At 66.5% G+C, this 22,065-nt stretch carries 15 protein-coding genes; 7 read left to right on the top strand and 8 right to left on the bottom strand.

Annotated features, from left to right (window positions below):
- Positions 1-19: 19 nt before the first annotated feature.
- The 4 genes from BN3906_RS01400 to BN3906_RS01385 form a co-directional block, all read right to left on the bottom strand.
- Entirely contained in the window at positions 20-1,150 is a 1,131-nt protein-coding gene (locus BN3906_RS01400) for an Mrp/NBP35 family ATP-binding protein (RefSeq protein WP_066583177.1), read from the bottom strand.
- 72 nt (positions 1,151-1,222) lie between these two features.
- Positions 1,223-1,783, bottom strand: a complete 561-nt coding sequence (locus BN3906_RS01395; RefSeq protein ID WP_066583176.1) for a DUF1003 domain-containing protein — start codon at positions 1,781-1,783, stop codon at positions 1,223-1,225.
- A gap of 96 nt (positions 1,784-1,879) precedes the next feature.
- A complete protein-coding gene (locus tag BN3906_RS01390) occupies positions 1,880-3,151 on the bottom strand; it encodes a magnesium transporter MgtE N-terminal domain-containing protein (protein ID WP_066583175.1) in 1,272 nt (423 codons plus the stop codon).
- A 43-nt stretch (positions 3,152-3,194) separates the two neighbouring features.
- The gene (locus tag BN3906_RS01385) at positions 3,195-4,322 is read right to left on the bottom strand and encodes a magnesium and cobalt transport protein CorA (RefSeq protein WP_078057024.1); all 1,128 of its coding nucleotides are present in this window, start codon (positions 4,320-4,322) and stop codon (positions 3,195-3,197) included.
- A gap of 142 nt (positions 4,323-4,464) precedes the next feature.
- On the opposite strand from BN3906_RS01385, the gene BN3906_RS01380 reads away from it, so the two are divergent.
- On the top strand, positions 4,465-4,659 hold the full coding sequence (locus BN3906_RS01380) for a hypothetical protein (protein WP_066583172.1): 195 nt from the start codon (positions 4,465-4,467) through the stop codon (positions 4,657-4,659).
- Positions 4,660-4,836: 177 nt separating this feature from the next.
- Here BN3906_RS01380 and BN3906_RS01375 read toward each other — a convergent pair whose 3' ends face one another.
- Complete coding sequence (locus tag BN3906_RS01375; protein ID WP_066583170.1) at positions 4,837-8,640, bottom strand: multifunctional oxoglutarate decarboxylase/oxoglutarate dehydrogenase thiamine pyrophosphate-binding subunit/dihydrolipoyllysine-residue succinyltransferase subunit; 3,804 nt, start codon at positions 8,638-8,640, stop codon at positions 4,837-4,839.
- Positions 8,641-8,896: 256 nt separating this feature from the next.
- Here BN3906_RS01375 and BN3906_RS01370 point away from each other — a divergent pair, with 256 nt between their 5' ends.
- The gene (locus BN3906_RS01370; RefSeq protein ID WP_066583169.1) at positions 8,897-9,703 is read left to right on the top strand and encodes a hypothetical protein; all 807 of its coding nucleotides are present in this window, start codon (positions 8,897-8,899) and stop codon (positions 9,701-9,703) included.
- 99 nt (positions 9,704-9,802) lie between these two features.
- Here BN3906_RS01370 and BN3906_RS01365 read toward each other — a convergent pair whose 3' ends face one another.
- Positions 9,803-11,257 carry a glyceraldehyde-3-phosphate dehydrogenase gene (locus tag BN3906_RS01365; RefSeq protein WP_066583167.1) on the bottom strand — a complete coding sequence of 485 codons (1,455 nt, stop codon included), beginning with the start codon at positions 11,255-11,257 and terminating at the stop codon, positions 9,803-9,805.
- A 122-nt stretch (positions 11,258-11,379) separates the two neighbouring features.
- Complete coding sequence (locus tag BN3906_RS01360; RefSeq protein WP_066583165.1) at positions 11,380-12,828, bottom strand: amino acid permease; 1,449 nt, start codon at positions 12,826-12,828, stop codon at positions 11,380-11,382.
- Between the two features lie 164 nt (positions 12,829-12,992).
- Here BN3906_RS01360 and BN3906_RS01355 point away from each other — a divergent pair, with 164 nt between their 5' ends.
- Positions 12,993-15,398: a DEAD/DEAH box helicase gene (locus tag BN3906_RS01355; protein ID WP_066585768.1), complete on the top strand. Its 2,406-nt coding sequence runs from the start codon at positions 12,993-12,995 to the stop codon at positions 15,396-15,398.
- Positions 15,399-15,488: 90 nt separating this feature from the next.
- Here BN3906_RS01355 and BN3906_RS01350 read toward each other — a convergent pair whose 3' ends face one another.
- The gene (locus BN3906_RS01350) at positions 15,489-16,139 is read right to left on the bottom strand and encodes an HNH endonuclease family protein (RefSeq protein WP_066583162.1); all 651 of its coding nucleotides are present in this window, start codon (positions 16,137-16,139) and stop codon (positions 15,489-15,491) included.
- Positions 16,140-16,296: 157 nt separating this feature from the next.
- On the opposite strand from BN3906_RS01350, the gene BN3906_RS01345 reads away from it, so the two are divergent.
- The 4 genes from BN3906_RS01345 to BN3906_RS14930 are packed head-to-tail and all read left to right on the top strand — an operon-like array spanning position 16,297 to position 22,064.
- A complete protein-coding gene (locus tag BN3906_RS01345; protein WP_066583159.1) occupies positions 16,297-19,716 on the top strand; it encodes a DEAD/DEAH box helicase in 3,420 nt (1,139 codons plus the stop codon).
- 53 nt (positions 19,717-19,769) lie between these two features.
- A complete protein-coding gene (locus tag BN3906_RS01340) occupies positions 19,770-20,726 on the top strand; it encodes an SWIM zinc finger family protein (RefSeq protein ID WP_078057023.1) in 957 nt (318 codons plus the stop codon).
- A gap of 1 nt (position 20,727) precedes the next feature.
- The gene (locus BN3906_RS01335; protein ID WP_261796871.1) at positions 20,728-21,732 is read left to right on the top strand and encodes a metallophosphoesterase family protein; all 1,005 of its coding nucleotides are present in this window, start codon (positions 20,728-20,730) and stop codon (positions 21,730-21,732) included.
- Positions 21,729-22,064, top strand: a complete 336-nt coding sequence (locus BN3906_RS14930; protein WP_261796801.1) for a hypothetical protein — start codon at positions 21,729-21,731, stop codon at positions 22,062-22,064. Before BN3906_RS01335 ends, BN3906_RS14930 begins: the two co-directional genes overlap by 4 nt.
- The last annotated feature ends 1 nt before the right edge of the window (position 22,065 follow it).

The raw sequence follows: 22,065 nt of genomic DNA, 5'->3' as shown, positions 1-22,065 counted from the left end.
GAACAGGCGGGAGAAGCTCTCAGCGGCGCGTGACGCCCAGATTGAGGGGTCGGCCCGCCAACGACTGCTTCCGGGTCACCAGCCGGTCGGCGATACCCGCGAGTGCGGTCGCAGCCGGAGACCTGGGCTGTGACACCACGATCGGGTTTCCCACGTCGCCCCCGACGCGCAGGTCCGGATCCAACGGGATCCGGCCCATCAGCGGGACCGGGGAACCGGTGATCTCCGAGAGATGGTCCGCGACGATCTGACCACCTCCGGAACCGAAGACATCCATCTTCGTCCCGTCGGGCAGTTCCAGCCAGCTCATGTTCTCGATCACCCCGCCGATACGCTGCCGGGTCTGCTGGGCGATCGAACCGGCGCGCTCCGCGACCTCCGCCGCCGCCGCCTGGGGAGTCGTGACGATGAGAAGCTCGGCGTCCGGGACCAGCTGGGCGACAGAGATGGCCACGTCGCCGGTACCCGGAGGCAGATCAAGAAGCAGGACATCCAGGTCCCCCCAGAACACGTCGGAGAGGAACTGCTGGATCGCCCGGTGGAGCATCGGTCCCCGCCAGATCACCGGGGAATTGCCGTCGAGGAAATGACCGATCGAAATCAGCTTCACCCCGAAAGACTGCGGCGGGATGATCATGTCGTCGACCTGGCTGGGGTGGGCGGAAGAGCCCATGAGCCGGGGTACGGAATGGCCGTAGATGTCCGCGTCGACGATACCGACATTGAGGCCCCGTGAGGCCAGTGAGGTGGCCAGGTTCACTGTCACCGATGACTTGCCCACGCCACCCTTGCCGGATGCAACGGCAAAAACCCGGGTGGTCGAATCAGGCTGTGCGAAAGGTATGACCGGTTCAGAGGTCGCGCCACGGACCTTCAGGCGGAGCTCGCGACGCTGCTCGTCCGACATGACGTCGGTGGTCACCGTGACCTTACGGACCCCTTCGACCCCCTCTGCCGCGGCACGGGTCCTGTCGGTCAGGGTGCTCTTCATGGGGCACCCTGCGATGGTCAGATAGATCTCGACCGCGACCGCATCTCCGTCAACCTCCACGGATTTCACCATGCCGAGATCGGTGATGGGGCGGTTGAGCTCGGGGTCCTCGACCGCTTCGAGTGCGGTACGGACGGCGGATTCAGTGACAGTAGACATCAGGACAGAATATTACGCCAGCGGAGTGTCGCCGTGGTAGGAGCCGCCGGCAGGTAGCCGGAGGCGCAGGACTCAGCGGTCAGCCGGATCGCCCTGGGCGGAAGGCTCACCGGGATCCTTCGGGGAGTCGGAGTCATGCCGCTGGTCCTCCAGCTTGTCCTCGATCCTGCGCAGGAGGTCAGTGAGGTCGTCGAGCTCGTGCCGCAGATAGTCCCTGGTGACGTTCTCACCGACGGCGATACGCAGGCCGGCGAGTTCCCGGGCGAGGAACTCGGTGTCCGCCTTGGTCTCCGCGGCCCGTCGACGGTCCTCGTTGAGGGATACGCGGTCGCGGTCGTCCTGCCGGTTCTGGGCCAGCAGGATCAGCGGGGCGGAGTAGGCGGCCTGTGTGGAGAAGGCGAGGTTGAGGAGAATGAACGGGTAGGGGTCCCAGTTCCACCACATGCCCCCGATGTTCAGGGCCACCCACACGATGACGAAGACGGTCTGCCAGAGAAGGTACTTCCCGGTGCCGAGGAAGCGTGCGATCCTCTCCGCCCCGACGCCGATGGCGTCCCCGTCGAAGGAGAAGAACCTCCGGTGACGCGAAGTGGTCGGGGTGTCCAGGTCGGTGCGTGCGTAGTTGTCCGGCACGGTGCCTCCTTCGTGCGGTAGTCGTGCGTGTGGTCAGACAGACGTGGTGGGGGCACCGCGGCAGGTGTTCCTGCGGGTCCCCGGGGAGGAATGAAGTCAGGCCGGTGAGCGGTGGTCCCGCCAGTCCTCGTCCCGCCAGTCTTCGGGAAGAAGGTCGTCGAGAAGGTCGTCGACGGCGACAGCGCCGAGGAGGTGCTGGTTGTCGTCGAGAACCGGTCCACAGACAAGATTGTAGGTCGCGAAGTAACGGGCGGCAGTCTCCACCGAATCATCGGCGCGCAGGGCGGGCAGATCCAGGTCGAGGATACCGCCGATGAGCGCGGACGGCGGTTCCCTCAGGAGTTTCTGCAGGTGGACGCATCCGAGATATCGTCCTGTGGGAGTTGCCTGGGGCGGCCTGACCACGAAGACGAGGTTGCTCAGGGACTGCGGAACCTCCGGGTTGCGGGCGTGGGCCAACGCCTCGGCCACGGTCGCCTGGGGGGTGAGGATCAACGGTTCGGAGGTCATCAGGGCACCGACCGTGTCCGGGGAGAAGCTCATCAGCCGGCGCACCGGTTCCGACTCCTCAGGGTCCATCAGCTCGAGCAGGACGTCGGCCTTGTCGTCCGGCAGTTCACCGAGCAGGTCGGCGGCGTCGTCCGGGTCCATCTCCTCGAGAATGTCCGCCGCACGTTCGATGGCGAAGGTGTCGAGGATCTCGGTCTGTTCGTCGTCCGGAAGCTCCGCCAGCACATCCGCTAGGCGTTCATCCGACAGTTCCCCGGCGACCCGGGCGCGACGGTCCAGGGGAAGCTCGTGGAGGACCTGCGCGACATCGGCGTTGCGCATCTCCTTGAACTCCGCGATCAGTTCGGCGTCCGCATCCTGGGGGCCGGCACCGGAGGCGGAGAGACCGTGCACATGGGTGAGTGGGACGACCGCGGGTGCGGACCTCCTGCCGAGGCGACCCCGGACTATCACCGCGAAACGGCTGACATCCCATTCGCGGGTGCGGGTGAGTTCCAGTTCGACGTCCGCGATCTCGACGGCCCGTCCAGCCAGGTGCTCATGCTCGGGATCGTCGATGTGCACCTTCGCACCGATGAGGTCGTCCATCACCGTGAGCTCCCCGGACCGGGACTTGAAAGGCCTGAGACTCACTGAGCTGGTGTTCATCGTGACTTCTGTGGGGTCGATCGAGGCTATCCGGAGCATCGGCAGGAATATCCTCCGCTTACCCGCGACCTCGACGACCAGCCCCAGCGCCCGGGCCCGGTTGGACCTGATACTCACCACGACGTCCCGGACCCTGCCCACGGACTCGCCGTCGGCTCCGAGCAGCATCATCCCGGCCAGACGGCCGGCGAAAACTCGCGAGGCACTCATGCCCCAGACAATACGCGATACGGTGCCTGCACCCCGTCACCGGTCACAGCCAACGGTTGTGACGGAAGAGGGCGATCAGACCGGTGCAGATGGAGATCATGACGCAGATCACGAGGGGGTAACCGAAAGGCCAGGTAAGTTCAGGCATGATCTCGAAATTCATCCCGTAGATCCCGGCGATGAGGGTCGGCACCACCGCCACTGCGGCCCACGCGGAGATGCGGCGCATGTCAGTGTTCTGCTGCAGGGAGATCATCGCCGCAGCCGCGTCGACGAGGGAGCCCAGCCTCTCGGCATGGTTGCCTATGCGGTCCGCAGCGAGAATCTGGTGGTCCAGCACGTCCCGCAGGTAAGCGCGGCTCTCCTCGACGATGACGTGCTGGTCGTCCATGAGGAGCCGCAGGGCGACGGTCAGGGGGTCGATGGCGTGGCGCACCTCCAGGACCTCCCTCATCTGCAGGTACACCTCCTGGATGTCGAACCCGTTGCCGGGTGCGAAGACTGTCGTCTCCATGGCACTGACATCGTCCTCCAGCTCGTCGCTGACGGCGAGATAGTGGTCGACCACGTCATCCGCCAGGGAGTAGAGCACGGTCTGCGGAAGGAACAGGCGCCGGAGATTCTTCTCTATCCGCACAGTAGGGTCAGGGGTCTCGCCGTGGCAGACGGTGATGACGAAGTCGGAGCCCAGGATCGTCTGGATTTCACCGGTGGTCACATCCGGGGTCGGATCAGGGTCGGTTCCCCCGGAGATGTAGTTCACCGGCCGGAGCACGAAGAGGATCTGGTTACCGTAGTGTTCGAACTTCGGTCGTTGATGTGCGGACACGGCGTCCTCGACGATCAGCTCGTGGATACCGAAGACCTCGGCGAGCCGGTGCATGAACACCGCATCCGGCTCTGAGACATCTATCCAGCAGAAGTCCCCGTCGCCGAGAGCGTCATGGAGCTCGGCCAGAAGGCCGGTGGCGTCACCGTCAGGGTCGATCTCCGTGCGCTCTCCGGGCACCACCGCGCCGTGGGCGACATCCGGTCCGGGACGACGGTACACGGTGCACCGGGCAGTCACCGGAGGGGAAGGACGCCCGGATCCGGGATGTTCGGTGGAGGGAAGCTGCCGGAGAGGGGACAACGGGGTGTAGGGACGTCGGCCGGACTCGGGACTGGGCATGGTCAACAGTCAACCAGAACCACCGGTACGCGGGGTGGAGACCCGCCCTGGAACGCGGCCGTCTGCCCTGGGCGGGCTATCCTTGGCGGGACGGTACACGTGCGCATGCACACAGCGTGGAAAGGGACGGTGATCCAGAGGTATGACCCGACTGATAGCCGGCGGCCTGTGGGGACTTGCCGTCATCCTTCTCGTGGCGGGGAACGGCCTGTGGATCCCCCATGCGGTCGCGGGAGCTGCTGCTACGGCGGGGGCACTGCTCAGCGACCGCAACAGGTGGTGGGGCCTGATTCCCTGGATCGCGCTGGTGGTTCTCATCCTTGTCGTCTGGTTCTGACCGGACGTTCTGACCGGACGTTCTGACAGGGCGCCCCGACCGGGCGACCCCGGGGACGGTGCGGGTGGAGCGATCTTCCGGTGATCAGGGCGGGGGAAATACAGGGCCCCGGACCACCTGCCGTGACAGGTGGTCCGGGGCCCGGAGCCGGTGGCGGCGGTCGTCCGCCCGCACCGGTCAGTCTTCGAACGCCTCCTTGAGCAGTGCCTCCTGCTCAAGGTGGTGGACCTTCGTCACACCTGTGGCGGTGGAGGACTGGGCACGGCGGGAGACCCGCTTCATCGTGAATCCGGGCAGCCTTTCCGGCAGGTTGAGGGCCAGGAAAGGCCACGGGCCCTGGTTGGCGGGCTCGTCCTGCACCCACCGCACCTCGGCACCCGGGTAGCCCTCCACGACGGTCTCCCTGATGCGGTTGTGCGGGATCGGGTGGAGCATCTCGACCCTGACCACTGCGACATCGTCGCGGCCGAGTTCGGCCCGCTTCTTCTCGAGGTCGTAGTAGATCTTACCGCTGCACATGAGGACCGTCCTGACACCCGAGCGGTCCACGGACCGGTCGGCGAAGCGGGGGTCGTCAATCACGGAGCGGAACTTGGTGACCTCGGTGAAATCCTCCAGCGGGGAGACCGCAGCCTTGTTGCGCAGCATGGACTTCGGGGTGAACACGACCAGGGGACGCCGCATGGTGCCCAGCGCATGCCGGCGCAGCAGGTGGAAGTAGTTTGCCGGCGTCGACGGCTGGGCGACGGTCATCGACCCCTCCGCAGCCATCTGGAGGTACCGCTCGATACGTGCTGAAGAGTGGTCGGGGCCCTGTCCCTCGTAGCCGTGGGGCAGGAGCAGGATCACGCTGGACAGCTGACCCCACTTCGCTTCACCGGAGGAGATGTACTCGTCGATGATGGTCTGCCCGCCGTCGGCGAAATCGCCGAACTGCGCCTCCCAGGCGACGACGGCGTCCAGGTTGCCGACAGAGTAGCCGTACTCGAAGCCCATGCCCGCGTACTCGGTCAGCGGTGAGTTGAACGCCCGGAACGAACCGCCGTTGCCGGCCTTGCGGGCCACCATCTCCAGGGGACTGAAGGGCCGGTTGGTCTCGGAGTCGAAGAGGATCGCGTGACGCTGGGTGAAGGTGCCGCGCTGGGTGTCCTCACCGGCGAGGCGGACGAGCCTGCCCTCGCGCGCGAGAGAGCCGAAGGCGAGCAGTTCGGCGAAGGCCCAGTCGATATTTCCCTCGCGGGACATCTGGTGACGTCGCTTGACGACCGGACGGACCCGCTGGTGGACGTGGAACCCCTCCGGGGCGTCGACAGTGAAACTGTCACCGATCTCGGCGATGACGTCCGGGGTGACCGAGGTGTCCAGCCCCGTCGACAGTGCCTGGCCTCCGGCGATGCCGGTCTGGGCGGCGGGGACGGTGTCTTTGGCACCCTCCTTGACCTGGTTGAACACAGACTCCAGCTGGCCGTGGAAGTCGTCTGCGGCCCGTTTGGCGTCCTCGGCGGTGATGTCGCCCCTGCCGACGAGAGTGTCGTGGTACAGGGACCTGACAGTGGGGCGGTTCTCGATGATGCTGTACAGCTCCGGCTGGGTCATCGACGGATCGTCGGCCTCATTGTGGCCGCGGCGACGGTAGCAGACCAGGTCGATGAAGACGTCCTTGCCGAAACGACGCCGGTACTCTACGGCGAGGCGGGCGACCCAGACGACGGCCTCGGGATCATCGCCGTTGACGTGGAAGACCGGGCAGTCGAATCCCTTGGCGATGTCTGTGGCGTAGTGGGTGGACCGGCCACGGTCCGGGGTGGTGGTGAAACCGATCTGGTTGTTGACCACGACATGCACGGTGCCGCCGACAGAGTAGCCGCGCAGCTGTGCCATGTTGATGGTCTCCTGCACGATACCGAGCCCGGTGAAGGCGGCGTCACCGTGCATGAGGATCGGCATCACCGGGTGCTCGGAAGCTCGCGGGGAGAGATCCTGGTGGGCCCTGGCGAGCCCCTCCATGACAGGGTTGACGGCTTCGAGGTGCGACGGGTTCGCCGTGAGGGTGACCTTGATGTCGTTCTCGCCGAACATCTGCGTGTACACGCCCTCGGTACCGAGGTGGTACTTCACGTCACCGGAACCACCGGCGGCGGCGGGCTCGATGTTCCCCTCGAACTCGCTGAAGATCGTGGAGTAGGGCTTGCCGACGATGTTCGCCAGCACATTCAGGCGTCCCCGGTGGGGCATGCCGATGACGATCTCCTCGAGACCTTCTTCAGCTGCCTGGTCGGCTGCGGCGTCCAGCAGCGGGATCAGTGACTCGGCGCCCTCGAGGGAGAACCGCTTCTGTCCGATGTACTTTGTCTGCAGGAAGTTCTCGAAAGCCTCCGCGGAGTTCAGCTTCTGCAGCAGATACTTCTGCTCGGGGGTGGACAGCTTCTGCTGACCCGCCTCGATGTGCTCCTGGAGCCACAGACGCTCGTCCTTGTCGAGGATGTGCGTGTACTCCGAGCCGACCTTCCGGGTATAGGCGTTGCGGAGGGTACTGAGAACCTCACGCAGGGTCATGGTCTCCCGGCCGGCGAAGCCGCCGACGTGGAACTGGCGGTCGTAGTCCCACAGGGTCAGACCGTGACTCTCGATCTCCAGGTCCGAGTGGTCGGGCACAGGAAGTCCGGGCTGGGTCCAGTGCAGCGGGTTGATGTCGGCCAGCAGGTGACCCCGCGACCGGTAGGCCTCGATCAGCTGCATCACGCGGGTCGACTTGTCGACTCCCGTATTGGGGACGTCCTGGCTCCACCGCACGGGGGAGTAGGGGATACGCAGGGAGGCGAAGATATCGTCCCAGAACTCGTCGTTGATGAGCAGTCGGCTCATGTCCCTCAGGAATTCGCCGGACTCGGCACCCTGGATGATGCGGTGATCGTAGGTGGAGGTGATCGTCACGAGCTTGCCGACGCCCAGATCCGCGAGACGGTCCTCGGAGGCTCCCGCGAATTCGGCGGGGTAGTCCATGGCTCCGACACCGATGATCGCGCCCTGACCGTGGGTGAGCCGGGGCACCGAATGCCTGGTTCCGATCCCGCCGGGGTTGGTGAGCTGGATGGTGACGCCGGAGAAGTCGTCCATGGTCAGCTTGCCCTTGCGGGCTCTGAGGACGATGTCCTCGTAGGCGTCGACGAACTGCTCGAACGTGAGGGCCTCACAGCCGCGGATGGCGGCGACGACGAGATTCCTGTTGCCGTTCTTCGCCACCAGGTCGATCGCCAGCCCGAGGTTGATGTGCTCCGGGGTGACCACCGAGGGCTTGCCGTCAATGACCTGGTAGTTGTTGTTCATCGTCGGATGGGCCTTGACCGCGTTGACCATGGCCCACCCCAGGATGTGGGTGAAGCTGATCTTTCCACGGCCCTGGGAGCGCAGGTGGCTGTTGATCAGGGAACGGTTCTCGAACATCAGCTTCGCGGGCATGTCCCTCACGGTGGTGGCCGTGGGGATGTCGAGAGAGGCGTCCATGTTCTTGGCGATGGCCCGCTGGGCGCCCTTCAGGGCGGCCTCGCCCGGGGTGGGCTGTTCGACGGTGAGGTCGGGGGCAGGGGGAGCGACACGTTCCGGGATCGGGTTGGCGGAGGGCGCGACATTGGTCGCCACGGCTGCGGCTGCATGGACCCGGTGGGGTGCCGGCGCGGGAGCCTCGGGTGCACGGTCGGCGGGGTGCGGCCTGCTGACCGGTGCGGCGTGTTCGGTCCGGGTAGTCTTCCCGGACGGTGCGGAGGAGGTGGTTACTGTGTCGGTGGTGGCGGGCGCCGAGGGGGTGTCAGAGTCCCCGGTCCGGCCCTCGGGGAGGCTTCCGGAGGGTTTCCCGGAGAACCTCCCGGAATACTCGGAGAGGAAGTCCCGCCATTCCTTGTCCACGGACTGCGGGTCCTCCCTGAACTGCTGGTACATCTGGTCGACCAGCCATTCGTTGGAACCGAAATTGGTGCTGTTCACAGCAGGTCCTCGCCTCATTTCATGATGTCGTCAATCTCGACCCACCACACTACTACATGTGTCCTGTACCACGATGTCGGAGGGGCGTCCCTGAAAATCACAGGAAAACCTGGTGTCACCGCGGGGTCATCTGAGGTAACCCCGGCACTCCCGGCCGCCCCCGGCTCTCGGCTAGCATGGTGGTCGGTTCCGATGGCGTGCCCGGGCGACGTGCCCGGGGCGACCCGGTCGGAGTGGACCGTAGGAGGTTCCCCTCGTGGGTTTCTATGTGGACATCGCTGAAGCACTTGACGCGGAGGGGATAGAGTCCCGGGTCAACGACGGCACGTTGTTCGTGCCGGTGTCGGAGGACCTCGAGATCCAGTTCGTCGACATCACCGGCGGGACCGGTGTTCCCGGGGCCAACGTCTTCCTCGCGATGGCGGATGTCGCCGAGGATGACGAAGAGTTCGAGGCTGCTCTCGTGGGGGTGGTGTTCTCTGTCGAGGACGCCGTCTCCACCGTCGCCCGCTACGTGGCCACCGACCTCGTCGTAGGTACGGTGCGCGACCTGATCGAAGGGACGGACCCGCGCATCGCGGACCTGGAGTTCGTCCAGGACCCGGTCGACGCGCTGACCGTGAGTGCCGAGGTCGGTGAGAACTCCGAGATCGTGGTGACCTTTGACGGGGAGTCCGAGACCCCGGCTGCCAGGGTCCAGTTCGTGACGCTCGGCGAGGACTTCGAGGACCTCATGGGTCAGGCCGTCGCAGAGTTCTGGGGGGAGGACGCCGACGACGAGGACCCGGAGCCGGAGGACGACCCGACCGGGGCCTCGGACTCGGACCGGCGGCGCATTCTCGAGGGGATCGCACACGACATCGCCGACATGACCGAAGAGGTTCTGGAGTTGGGGAGCTACACCGACTTCGACCGGCTCTTCGATGTCCTCCAGGTCGCCGGTGAGCAGGCGGAGGCGTGGGAGGAGCTGCTGGTTCCCCTGGAGAACTTCTGGGAGGACGAGGATGACGCCGATGATGACGGGGAGGACGACTACGACGGGGACGCCGCCTCCGTCGACTGACCCGGCACCGGGGCGTCGGCGTCCTTCCGGGGCGGCCAGGGTCCCGGCGTCAGCCCCCTGACCCCTTCACCCGGCCAAGGTCGCCCCCGGCGGTCACTTTCAGTGCAGGTCGGCGGGCTCGACTCGGGCGGGGTAGACCTTGGGCCGTGCACCGGCAATGTCCTCGACGATGCGGATGACCTGGTTGGAGTATCCGAACTCGTTGTCGTACCAGACGTAGAGGACGAGGTTCTTCCCGTCGGAGATGGTGGCGAGCCCGTCGACGATTCCGGCGTGAGTGGAACCGACGAAGTCGGAGGAGACCACGTCAGGGGACTTGATGTAGTCGATCTGCTGCCTGAGGCTGGAGTGCAGCGCGACCTTGTGGAGAAACTCGTTGACCTCGTCCCGGGTCGTCTCCTCGACGAGGTTCAGGTTGAGCACCGCCATTGAGACGTCCGGGGTGGGCACCCGGATCGCGTTGCCGGTCAGCTTTCCTGCCAGTTCGGGGAGTGCCTTGGCCACCGCACGGGCCGCACCGGTCTCGGTGAGGACCATGTTGAGTCCGGCGGCACGGCCACGGCGGGGCCCCTTGTGGAAATTGTCGGTGAGGTTCTGGTCGTTCGTGAACGAGTGGACCGTCTCGACGTGGCCGTGCACGATGCCGTAGCGGTCGTTGATGACCTTCAGAACCGGGGTGATGCCGTTGGTGGTACAGGACGCGGCCGAGAGAATCCGGTCGGAATCCTCGATGTCGCCGTGGTTGATGCCGTAGACGATGTTCTTCACGTCACCCTTGCCCGGGGCGGTGAGCAGGACTTTGGACACCCCCTTCGACCGGAGGTGCCGGGACAGTCCCTCACGGTCACGCCAGACTCCGGTGTTGTCGACGACGACAGCGTTGTCGATCCCGTAGGCGGTGTAGTCGATCTCGGCGGGGTCAGAGGCGTAGATCACCTGGATGGCTGTCCCGTTCGCCCAGATGACCTCGTTCTCCTCGTCCACGGTGATCGTCCCGTCGAAGGCCCCGTGGATCGAGTCCCGGCGCAGGAGGCTGGCACGCTTGTCGATGTCGTCGTCGCTCTTCTTGCGCAGCACCACTGCACGCAGGCGGACACCCCCGTAGGTCGCCTCCCGGGCGATGAGGATGCGGGCGAGGAGACGGCCGATCCGGCCGAAACCGTAGAGCACGACATCCACCGGCTCGGTCCTGGTGTGACGTCCGATGACCTCGGAGAGTTCACGTTCCAGGTAGGCGCGGAGGTCACCTCCCTCCGCCTCGTAACCGGTGGCCAGGCGACCCAGGTCGATCGAGGCGGTGCCCAGGTTCATCTCCACGAGCTCCTGCAGTATCGGCAGGGTGGCGCTGAGGGGGAGTTCCCGGTCGGTGACCAGGCGGGCGTAGCGGTGGCTCTTGATGATGTCGATGTCCGTGACATTGACGAGCAGCCGTCCGAATACGGACGTGACGACGTTGTGCTCGTTGTGCAGACGGGTGATCAGCGGCAGGATCTGCTGCGCCAGTGCGATTCGCGAACTCCAGTCGCTCTGGTTTGCGGGGGCCTGTGCGGTCATGTGGGTCCTGTTCCTCCGTGGGTGTTCTGAGACGGGCAGATGCCGGACGCGGCTGGGGACCCGGCTGAGTCCCGGGTGGGGTGCCGGTTGCCCCTACGGTAGTTCAGACCCCACACCGTCTCCTAGTCGGCTGTCCGTTTGATGCCCCGGGCCTCCTCTGACTCCACCCCTGCCGGCCCGCGCCGCCGCCGCGTCAGCGGATAGAGGGCACTCATCAGCACCGTGAAAACCACCCCGGCGACGAGCGCTGACCGGAACTCCTCCAGCCAGAACATCGTCCCGAACGTCAGCAGGATCACGGCGACGGCGAAGTACTGGCCGAAGGGCCACAACGGGACGCGGAACCGGAGGGACGCGGCGTCCACCGGTTCCTGCCCGAACCACCCCTGCCTTCCGGCCAGGTGGGCCAGCAGGATCATGAGCCAGACGAACACGGTGGCGAATGTGGCGAGGGCGGCGATCGAGGAGAAGAGGTCGGCGGCGGTGTCGCTCCACAGCTGGAGTGCGACACCGGTGACGAGGACCACCAGCATCGCAGCCACCGTCGTGACCGGCACACCGCCGGAGCTGAGCCGGGCGAATGCGGCCGGAGCGAGATGTTCGCGGGCCATGCCGAACACGACACGGCCGGCACCGTAGAGGTCGGAGTTCACGGCGGAGAGGGCGGCGGTGATGACGACGACGTTGAGGGCGGTGGCGGCCCAGCCCACTCCGAGACTGCTGAAGATCTGGACGAAGGGGGACTCCTCACCGGTGATCCGGCGCCACGGGATCACGGACACGATGACCAGGATCGCCAGGACGTAGAACAACAGGATCCTCATCGGGACAGTGTTCACGGCTCTGGGGATGGTGGTCTCGTGGTCTCTGGCCTCACCTGCGGCGACGCCGATGGTCTCGGTCCCGCCGAAAGCGAACAGGACGAGGATGAGTGAGCCGAGGATGCCGGTGACACCGTTGGGGAACAGTCCGCCGTCATTCCACAGGTTGTCGATCCCCGCCTGTCCGCCGGTGTCGACGTTGAAGACCAGGATAGCCGCACCACCTGCGATCATCGCGACGACGGCGACCACCTTGACCAGGGTGAACCAGAACTCCAGTTCGCCGTACCAGCGTGTGCTGGCGAGGTTGGCCGCCGCGACGATGACGAGAGCGACGGCGACCCAGACCCAGCCCGGGGTGTCCGGGTACCAGAAGCGCATGTACAGGGCCACCGCAGTCAGGTCGGCGAGGCAGACGATGATCATCTCGAAGGCGTACATCCAGCCGGTGATGTACCCGGCCCAGGGGCCGAGATACCTGCGGCAGTATTCGGCGAAGGATCCGGCGACGGGGTTGGCGACCGCCATCTCACCCAGGGCGCGGAGCATGAAGTAGACGACCGCGCCGCCGAGGAGGTAGACGAAGACGACGCCGGGGCCGGCGGTGCCGATCGCGTCCGACGAGCCGTAGAACAGTCCGGTGCCGATGGCGGAACCCAGGGCGATGAAGTGGATGTGCCGGTGGCGCAGTGTTCTCTGCAGCTGACGGGTGTACGCGGTCTCCTGGACGGTCTCAGTCACGCCGGTCATCCTATCTTCCGGCGCTCCCGCCGCCTGCAGTGGCCGGCAGGTCGCGGGAGGGGGAGGGGAGGGGTGGGGCGGAGAGGGGCCGGCACATGCCGCCATGGCGGAGCAGGAGCGGTGTAGGGTTGTTCGAATCGCTTTTGTCCTCCCCGGCACGTATGGTGAAGGCAATGACTGACACTGAGAACGTCTCCGGCGACGAAAACCAGCCGGACACCTCCCAGTCGACGGTTCCTCAGAACAATCTGCTCGAGACCCCGGTGGAGACCACCCCGGGCGTCGGTGACATTGTGGGCGCAGATGATTCCGAGAACACCGCGGACAGGGATGTCACCGAAGAGAATCCTGCAGAAGACAACCATGACGACGGGCACCGGCCCGTGGACGACGATGCATCTACCGGCACCACCGGTGACGCCGGGAGTGCCGGCGGCACCGACGAGGACGCCGGGAGTGCCGGCGGCACCGACGAGGACGCCGGGAGTGCCGGCGGCACCGACGAGGACGCCGGGAGTGCCGGCGGCACCGACGAGGACGCCGGAACGGCCGGGGCCGCGTCGGACGCGAAAAGTGCGACGGACGCAGAACCTGCGGACGAGGACGACACAGAGGACGAGGGGTCGGGCTTCGCCGGACTGGGTCTGCCCGACCGTGTTCTCGAGGCTGTGAGGAAGGTCGGGTATGTCACCCCGTCCCCGATCCAGGCCGCCACGATCCCCGCGCTGATGAAAGGCCGGGACGTTGTCGGTCTGGCGCAGACCGGCACCGGCAAGACCGCAGCTTTCGCACTGCCCGCACTGTCCCGTCTCGACCTCGACGAGCGCTACCCCCAGGTACTCGTCCTGGCGCCGACCCGGGAGCTGGCACTGCAGTCCGCCGACGCATTCGAGACTTTTGCGGAGCATCTCGGCAACATGAGCATCCTGCCGATCTACGGCGGGGCACCCTACGGCGCCCAGCTGTCCGGTCTGCGTCGCGGGGCCCAGATCATCGTGGGTACTCCGGGCAGGATCATCGACCACCTCGAGAAGGGGAGCCTCGACCTGTCCCGGCTGCGGTTCCTTGTCCTGGACGAGGCCGACGAGATGCTGAACATGGGTTTCCAGGAGGATGTCGAGCGCATTCTCTCCGACACGCCTGATTCACGTCAGGTCGCGTTGTTCTCCGCGACGATGCCCTCCGCCATCCGCAGGCTGTCCCGGCAGTACCTGCATGACGCCGAGGAATACACGGTCAAGTCCGAGCAGCGGACCAACGACAACATCTCGCAGGACTTCCTGATGGTGTCGCACCGTAACAAGCTTGATGCGCTGACCCGGATCCTGGAGGTCACGGAGTTCGACGCGATGATCCTCTTCGTGAGGACCAAGAGTGACACCGAGGAGCTCGCCGAGAAACTGCGCGGGAGAGGTTTCGACGCCGCCGCGATCAACGGTGACATCGCCCAGAATCAGCGTGAGCGTACCGTCGACCAGCTCAAGGACGGTCGTCTCGACATTCTTGTGGCCACCGACGTGGCTGCCCGCGGTCTCGACGTCGACCGGATCACCCATGTGTTCAACTACGACATTCCCCGCGACACGGAATCCTATGTGCACCGTATCGGCCGTACCGGCCGGGCCGGTCGCACCGGCCGGGCGATCCTCTTCGTGACCCCGCGGGAACGTCGTCTGCTGAAGAACATCGAGCGTGCGACGAAATCGCACCTCAGAGAGATCGATCTGCCGAGCGTCGACCAGGTCAACGAGGCCCGTAAGGCGAAGTTCTTCTCGTCGCTCACCGACGCGCTCAAGGACAGGCAGATGGACACCTTCCGCGAGCTGGTGACCTCCTATTCGCAGGACAATGACGTTCCCATGACGGACGTCGCCGCTGCTCTGGCAGCCAAGCTGCAGGGTAAGGAACCGTTCTACACCCAGGAGATCCGCGAGCCCCAGCGTCGTGAGCGCCGTGGTCGTGAGGACGGGGACCACGGCAGGGAGAACTCGGGTGTCTTCCGCCCGTTCTCGGAGCGGTTCAGCCGTGAGGCGCCGAAGGTCACCGACCGCAGCGGTAAGGACCTCGCCGTCTACCGGGTCAGCGTCGGTCACCGTCAGCGCGTCCGCCCGGGTGCCATCGTCGGCGCCCTGGCGAACGAAGGCGGGCTGAACTCGCGGGACTTCGGCAGGATCAGCATCTTCTCCGAGCATTCCCTTGTCGAGCTGCCCGCCGACCTTCCCCGGGAGGTGTTCGAGCAGCTTGACCAGACCCGGATCTCCGGAAAGCTCATCAACATCGAGCCGGACCCGGGGGCTCCCGCCGGTAGGCCGGGCAGCAGTCGCCGTGACCGCGACGACCGTGGCGGTGACAGGGGCGGCGACCGGCGTGGTGGTCGTGGCCGTGACCGCGACGACCGGGGTGGGCGCGGTGAGCGTCAGTCAGACCGTGGACGTTTCGACCGTGACCGGGGTAACCGCGACCACGGTAGCCGCGAGCACGGCGGGCGCAGCAGCTGGCGTGGGAACCGCAACGACCGTTACGACCGGGGTGACCGTGAGGACCGTGGCGGCTTCCGGGGACGCCGGGAGCGCAGCTGACCCTGAGCTGAGTGACCGGGATTTCCGGTAACTGCGATGAATGACCGCACCTGTGGCCTGTGCCACGGGTGCGGTTGTGTCGTTGAGGTGTCACCGTAGGCAGGAGTCCCGGGCGGCGTCGGCGTCCCCGGTACTGACCGTCAGACTGTAGGCCACGGCGACGGTGAGGTATCTGGCAGAGTATGCGCAGGCAGCCGGCCACTCTGCCGACGGCAGCCATTCTGAGGGCGTCCCGTCACTCTTGGACTGGTTGGCCTGCGTGGACACCGCGATGAGGTTCAGCTCGATGTCATTGGCGAAAGCGGTCCGCCGGGCACGGGTCCAGGTGTGTGCACCGTGGTCCCAGGCCGCAGCCAGGGGCACGACGTGGTCGATCTCCGTGTCCACGGGGGTGAAACGTTCTCCGGTGTACACGTCCGTGGCCTCACCGCGTGCGGTCGGACAGTCCGGCACCGGTGAGTCTGTGGCCGGATCGGCGGGATTGCCGAAGGTACGGAAGAGAACGAGGTCGCGGGTCGTGCACAGTCGGCCGGCGGAGGACACACGCGTGGACCATCCCCCGAACTCGTCCCGGCTGTAGCCGAGGACGTGGGTGCGTCGGGGGACAGTCAGGACCCTGCTGAGCAGGGTTTCCACGGTCCGGCGGTCCGTGGCGTCCTGCCCGGGGCCGGCTCCGCAGGCGGCGAGGGCTGTCACGAGAACAACGGTGAGAACTGTCGCGGGGACGGTGTCTGCTGTCATGGACCTGTCAGACTCCGCCCGGAGTCCCGGGGTTCCGGGAGGGGTGGCTGGCAGGGGTGGTGGTTGCGTGCGCCGGGGTGTCCACAGGGGTGCGGGGACGCCGCGGGTTGTGGACTGCCGGGGCGGTGCTGTCCGGTGCCCGTGGTACACAAGGGGAGTGACTGAACACCGGGTGCATCTGTTGTGGCTGACCGACCGGGGACTGCAGCTCTGGGTGGAGCAGGTCCCCGGTCACGCCGTGGTCGTCGACCCGTCGGCGCTGGGGGAGGGGGATCTCCCGGAACCCTTGCTGGACCTGGTGGGGAGCAGGGTGCTGCGGCGCAGAGAAGGGCTGAAGGTCGTCACCCCGAAAGGAAAGCTGAAGACCCTGCCGTTGTACACGCAGTCGTGGATATCGGAGCAGTCACTCGGTGTGCTGGCGCGGTTGTCACACTACGTCGACGATGCCGGTGTCGTCGGGCCCCGGGGGAAAGGCCCGGCCGGCACTACGGGCTCTGCGGATTCCGGTGTCACTCCGGGACTGAGCCCCGAGGTCGTGTGGGCGGTGCACCTTTACCGTTTTCTCTGCGAGATCGTGGCAGCAGGCAGGGTGATGGTGCGTCTGCAGTTCTCCGACAGTCAGTGGTTTCCTGTGTGGTGCATCTCCACCAGCGGGCGGCACAACCGGATCCTCCGGGAGTTCCGTGACACGGCCCCTGCTGTGCTGACGGTGAACGGTGGTGACGACGTGGTGACACGTATGGCCGACGAACTGGTGCACTGGATGTGTGTCTCCCTTCTGCAGGACCGGCTGCCGCGGGCCGGCGTCGAGCCCGGGAACCACTTCGTCTCCGCCCTGGTGTCGGGGCAGGCGGACTCCCGCCTCACCCCGGTCGTCGCCGACGGCCTGGCGGAGTGGCGCCGCTCGGCCAGGGAAGCCACCACCCGCACCGTCCTGGTTCTCCAGGAACCGCTGACCGGGGAGACCGACGGCGGCACCACGGGAGCGGACACCGCTGAACCGTCAGTCGGGGAGACGGTCCCCGCGGAACGCGCAACGGCAGACCGCAGGGCCGGGCTGCCGGACCCGGACTCACGCTGCTGGCGTCTGGAGGTCAGACTCTCTGTCGACGACGCGCCCGCCGAGCGGCTGCCGGCCACCTCCGTGGACGAACCCACCAGGCGGGCACTGCGGAGGGCCCTGGATGCGGCGTACCGTGCCTGGCCCGGTCTGAGGGACGCCGGGACAGCCGTCGAAGGGTGGATGCGGACCGGGGTCTGGTTTCCCGACCCCGATGTTCTCACCGGTGACCGTGACGAGGACCGGGCGCTGGCTTTCGCTCTCACGACCGCGGATGTCGAGGAACTGCTGACCGAGGGTGTGCCGGCACTTGCCGCGTCCGGCACGGAGGTTCTGGTGCCCAGGGGATGGTCCACCGTCAGACCCGCAGTCAGAGTGCGTGTGACACCGGTCGGTACGGGCCCGTCGGAGGGCAGGATGGGAATGGACCAGGTTCTCTCCTTCGACTGGAGTATTTCGGTCGACGGAGAGGAACTCAGTCAGGCGCAGAAGAATGAGCTGCTCACGACTGCAGGGTCGACTGTGCGGATACGGGGACGGTTCGTGCGACTGGACAGGGCCGCGTTGTCCCGGGCCAGGAACTACTTCCGTTCGATGACCGACGCCGAAGACTCCACGGGTACCCGGACCACCACCGCGGAGAAGAGTGGGCCGGGAGCAGACAGGTCGGAGCAGGAGCAGTGGGAGAACTCCCGTAGGACCCTCACAGTCCGAGAACTTGTCGCAGCTCAGATGAGGGCCGGGGACCAGCCGTGGGATGACGACCCCGACTTCACCCTTGAGGCGCAGGACTGGATCGGCAGAATCTTCGGCGGCAGCACCCACGGGGAGGGGAAAGAGGGGAAGGAGTCCACCGGGTTGGCCGGGACAGCGTTTTCTCCCCCGGAGCGGGTGACCGTACCATCCACGGTGACGGTCCCCCTGCGGGACCACCAGCAGAGGGGACTGAACTGGCTGGTGTGGATGTACCGGCACCGGCTCGGAGCCGTTCTCGCCGACGACATGGGCCTGGGCAAGACACTGCAGGTTCTCAGCCTTCTGGCCTGGGAGTCTGTGAACGGTGGGAAGACGGGCCCCACCCTCGTCGTCGCCCCGACCTCGGTCCTGGACACCTGGCGGGGAGAGGTGGAACGCCATGTCCCGTCCCTGAAGGTGCTTGTCGACCACGGTTCCGCCAAGGTGGCGGAGAAGGATTTCCCGGAGGCGGCGGGATCTGCGGACATCGTTCTGACCAGCTACGGCACAGTTGCCCGGAATGCCGGTCGGTACGCCGGGGTCCACTGGGGAAGGGTCGTCGCCGATGAGGCACAGAACATCAAGAATCCCGGCACCGCCCAGTCACGGGCGGTGCGTTCCCTGGAGGCCGACCACCGGCTCGCGCTCAGCGGAACCCCGGTGGAGAACCGGCTGTCGGAGTTGCACACCCTGATGGATTTCTGCAACCCCGGTCTGCTCGGCTCGGCGAAGGCCTTCCACAATGCGATCGGGTCCCAGATCGAAAGGGACAGGAATCCCCGCGACGTCGAAAGGCTCCACCGTCTTGTCGACCCATTCATCCTTCGCCGAGAGAAGACTGACGAGAGCCTCGGCCTGGGCCTCCCCGGCAAACACGAGTACACCGACCTGGTACCCCTCACCGCAGAGCAGGCAGCTCTCTACCAGGCCTATACACAGGACATCCGGGAGAGACTGCAGTCCAGTTCCACGGAGAGGCGCAGCGGACTGGTGCTGGCAGCGCTCACCCACTTCAAGGAGATCTGCAACCACCCTGCACACTTCAGCGGGGACGGATCCGGTGTGAAGAGGGACGGTGTGCACCGCTCCGGCAAGGTGGAGAGGCTCTGGCAGATCGTCGGTGACGCCCTGGCCGGCCACCGTCGTGTGCTGGTGTTCACTCAGTTCCCGTCGTTCGGCCGCATGCTCGCCCCTGAGATGGAGAAAGATTTCGGCATCGAGGTTCCCGTGCTCCACGGAGGTCTCAGCAGGAAGGCCAGGACCACACTGGTCGACCGTTTCCAGGAGTCTGACGGCCCGGAGGTCATGATCCTGTCCACCCGTGCGGGAGGAACCGGTATCACCCTCACCAGAGCGAGCGTGGTGGTGCACATCGACCGGTGGTGGAACCCCGCCGTCGAGGACCAGGCGACCGACCGGGCGTACCGTATCGGCCAGGGTCAGGAGGTCAGCGTCCACAAACTCATCGCCACAGGTACCCTCGACGAGAGGATCAACGACATCCTCGGAGCGAAAAGGGACCTCGCCGGAGATGTCGTCAGCGCGGGCGAGAGCTGGCTGACCAGGATGGACAATGATGCTCTCCAGGACCTCTGGCGTCTGGAGAACTCCACCTCGGACCGCAGATTCGGCACAGGCGGCCCGGACGGTGAGGAGGAGCTGCAGAAAGCGGCGGAACTGGCGGAACTGCAGAAGGCGGAGTTCCGGGAGGATCTCGCCCGCAGGTACCCGGTGAAAAACGTCAGCGACAATGAAGGTGACAGTGATGACGGACAGCAGTGACACCCCCCGGTCCGGACGCCGCCTGGGTACCCCGCGGCCGGAATGGGGGGATAATGTCATCCAGGCTGACTTCGGGGCCCGGGGGAGGCGCCGTGGCGTGCCCCGGGGCACCGGGACCCGGGACTCCCGGGTCACGGCGTCCTCCGGGGTCCGGGGTACTGCACCGGCACGTTCCGGAGGCGCGGAGCTGGGCCGGGCGGACGCTGACGGATGCGGTGGCCCGGGGCGCGGACACGGCGAGGAGGTCCCGGGGCCGCGGATACTACCGCGAGGGCAGGGTCCTGAGCTTCGACCTGACCCCGGGCGAAGTGAATGCCCTGGTCTCAGGTTCGCAGCTGGAACCGTTCGAGGTGTCCCTACGGTGGCGCACGCTGAGCGGCAACCAGGTCAGGTACATCAGTGCGGAGTGCCGGGAACACCCGGACGACCTGTCCCGACTGCTGGCCGGCAGAGAACCGCGCCGGGATGTCGCGACACTGCTGTTCAGGGAGGACGATCTCCTGGACTCCCGCTGCACCTGCCCGGATCGTGGCGGGATCTGCAAGCACCGTGTCGCGGTGTCACTGGCCGTGGCGGATCAGTTCGGCTCCGATCCCCTCAGCTTCCTGTCCTGGAGAGGGATCGACGTCGACCGCCTCCTCGGTGACGTGGCCGACCGACGGGAGGACGGTCACCGGGACCGCAGGGCAACCGGACGGGACGACCCGCAGAACGACAGAGGCGGCGACGAGGAGGACGCCGGAACGCGATACACCGCAGAGGAGTTCTGGGGAAGGCCGGGGAATGTGCCACAGTGGTCACCGTTGGACACCGAGTTCGGGCTCGGGCTCGGGGACCTCGGTGCCAGGGACGCCGTGATCCGGAAAGTCAGCTGGAACACCGTCGACCAGCTCCACGTCCTCGACGAACTCGAGACCTGCTATGAACTCCTCACCGGTGACGGGGACCGGGTGTTCGGATCAGAACCCTGGCTGTCCGGCGCACCTGACAGAATCGCTGACCGTGACTGACATGCACACAGGACCAGAAACCCGGACCGGGACCACCATCCCCCCGGTCCCCGCCCACACGGTACGGATCCTCCACACCTCGGACTGGCAGCTGGGAATGAAACGCTGGTTCCTCGGTGACGAGGCCGGCCCCCGGTACCAGGAGGCACGGCTCGCCGTCATCGAGAGGATCCTCGACCTGGCGGTGGAGAACTCCTGCACCGCCGTAGTCGTCGCCGGGGACGTCTTCGACGACAACCTCGTCGACGACCGCACCTGGCGACGCGCCGTCGATGTTCTGCGCCGCTCCCCGGTACCGGTGTTCCTGCTGCCGGGCAACCACGACCCCTACGATCCGGCGAGCATCTACCGGGACCCGGTGTTCGACAGTCTGCGTCCCACGGTGCAGGTCCTCACGGACAGCGCATCCCACGTCGTCGCCACGGTCCCGGACGACGCCCCGGTACTGGAGGTCATCGGGGCACCCCTGCTGTCGAGGTACATGGAATCGGATACGGTCGCGGCCGCCCTGCGGGAGATCCGGGACCGTGACGCCCCGTCGGACGCCACCGTCCCCGGCGACCGCGCAGATGTGTATAAGAGTCACGCCTCGTCGGCCACGGGGCGACCCGGTCGCGCACCTCGGGGGAGGACCCGGCCGTCATCGACGTCGATGGGGCGGCCGAGGCCTGCAGGCGTCGTACCGTGGACTACGTCGCCCTCGGTGACACGCACTCTGCGGTGCAGCTCAGCCCGGACAACACCGTCTGGTATTCGGGAAGCCCCGAACCCACCGACTTCCGGGAGGAAGACGGAGGAGGGGAGAGTCGCTCAGGGTTCGTACTGGTCGTCGATGTCACGGTCGATCCGGACGACCCCGGTGCCCCGGCCGAGGTCGCGGTATGCGAGGTGCCGGTGGGAACCTGGCACTTTCTGGCACTGTCTGCCGGGGTCGACTCCCGTGAGGAGGTGGGTGAGTGGATCTCGCGGTTGGAGAGTCTGCCGGACAAGAGGACGACGGTGGTGAAGTACGCGCTGACCGGGACGGTGGATCTCGAGACCGGTGCACTGCTGGACCGGGAGACCGCACGGGTCGCCCCCACATTCGCCGCCCTCTACCCACGTGAGCGGCTGATGGACCTCCACACCGTCCCCGGTGAGGGAGAGCTGTCAGACATCGACCTGCCCGGGGCGGTGGGTGCGGCCGCGCGGACCTTGGCGGAGATGACCACCTCCGGAGACTCCACCGCCCGCGACGCCCTGCGACTGCTCTACCGGTTGTCTGCCGACCGGACGTCAGAGGTGCGGGGGGAGCAGGGGGAACAGACAGTGCAGACACCCCGGGAACAGGAGGCGTGAC

It is taken from the genome of Corynebacterium provencense (assembly GCA_900049755.1).
Lineage (GTDB): Bacteria > Actinomycetota > Actinomycetes > Mycobacteriales > Mycobacteriaceae > Corynebacterium > Corynebacterium neomassiliense.
Note: the sequence above shows the minus strand (reverse complement) of the source record. Positions and strands in the feature narration are given on the sequence as shown.

Bases quoted from the DNA above. Each gene is read 5' to 3' on its own strand.
- BN3906_RS01340 (WP_078057023.1), top strand. From the start codon at position 19,770: ATGTCATCCAGGCTGACTTCGGGGCCCGGGGGAGGCGCCGTGGCGTGC.
- BN3906_RS01380 (WP_066583172.1), top strand. From the start codon at position 4,465: ATGACCCGACTGATAGCCGGCGGCCTGTGGGGACTTGCCGTCATCCTT.
- BN3906_RS01350 (WP_066583162.1), bottom strand. From the start codon at position 16,139: ATGACAGCAGACACCGTCCCCGCGACAGTTCTCACCGTTGTTCTCGTG.
- BN3906_RS01400 (WP_066583177.1), bottom strand. From the start codon at position 1,150: ATGTCTACTGTCACTGAATCCGCCGTCCGTACCGCACTCGAAGCGGTC.
- BN3906_RS01390 (WP_066583175.1), bottom strand. From the start codon at position 3,151: ATGAGTGCCTCGCGAGTTTTCGCCGGCCGTCTGGCCGGGATGATGCTG.
- BN3906_RS01385 (WP_078057024.1), bottom strand. From the start codon at position 4,322: ATGCCCAGTCCCGAGTCCGGCCGACGTCCCTACACCCCGTTGTCCCCT.
- BN3906_RS01365 (WP_066583167.1), bottom strand. From the start codon at position 11,257: ATGACCGCACAGGCCCCCGCAAACCAGAGCGACTGGAGTTCGCGAATC.
- BN3906_RS01360 (WP_066583165.1), bottom strand. From the start codon at position 12,828: ATGACCGGCGTGACTGAGACCGTCCAGGAGACCGCGTACACCCGTCAG.
- BN3906_RS01335 (WP_261796871.1), top strand. From the start codon at position 20,728: ATGCACACAGGACCAGAAACCCGGACCGGGACCACCATCCCCCCGGTC.
- BN3906_RS01355 (WP_066585768.1), top strand. From the start codon at position 12,993: ATGACTGACACTGAGAACGTCTCCGGCGACGAAAACCAGCCGGACACC.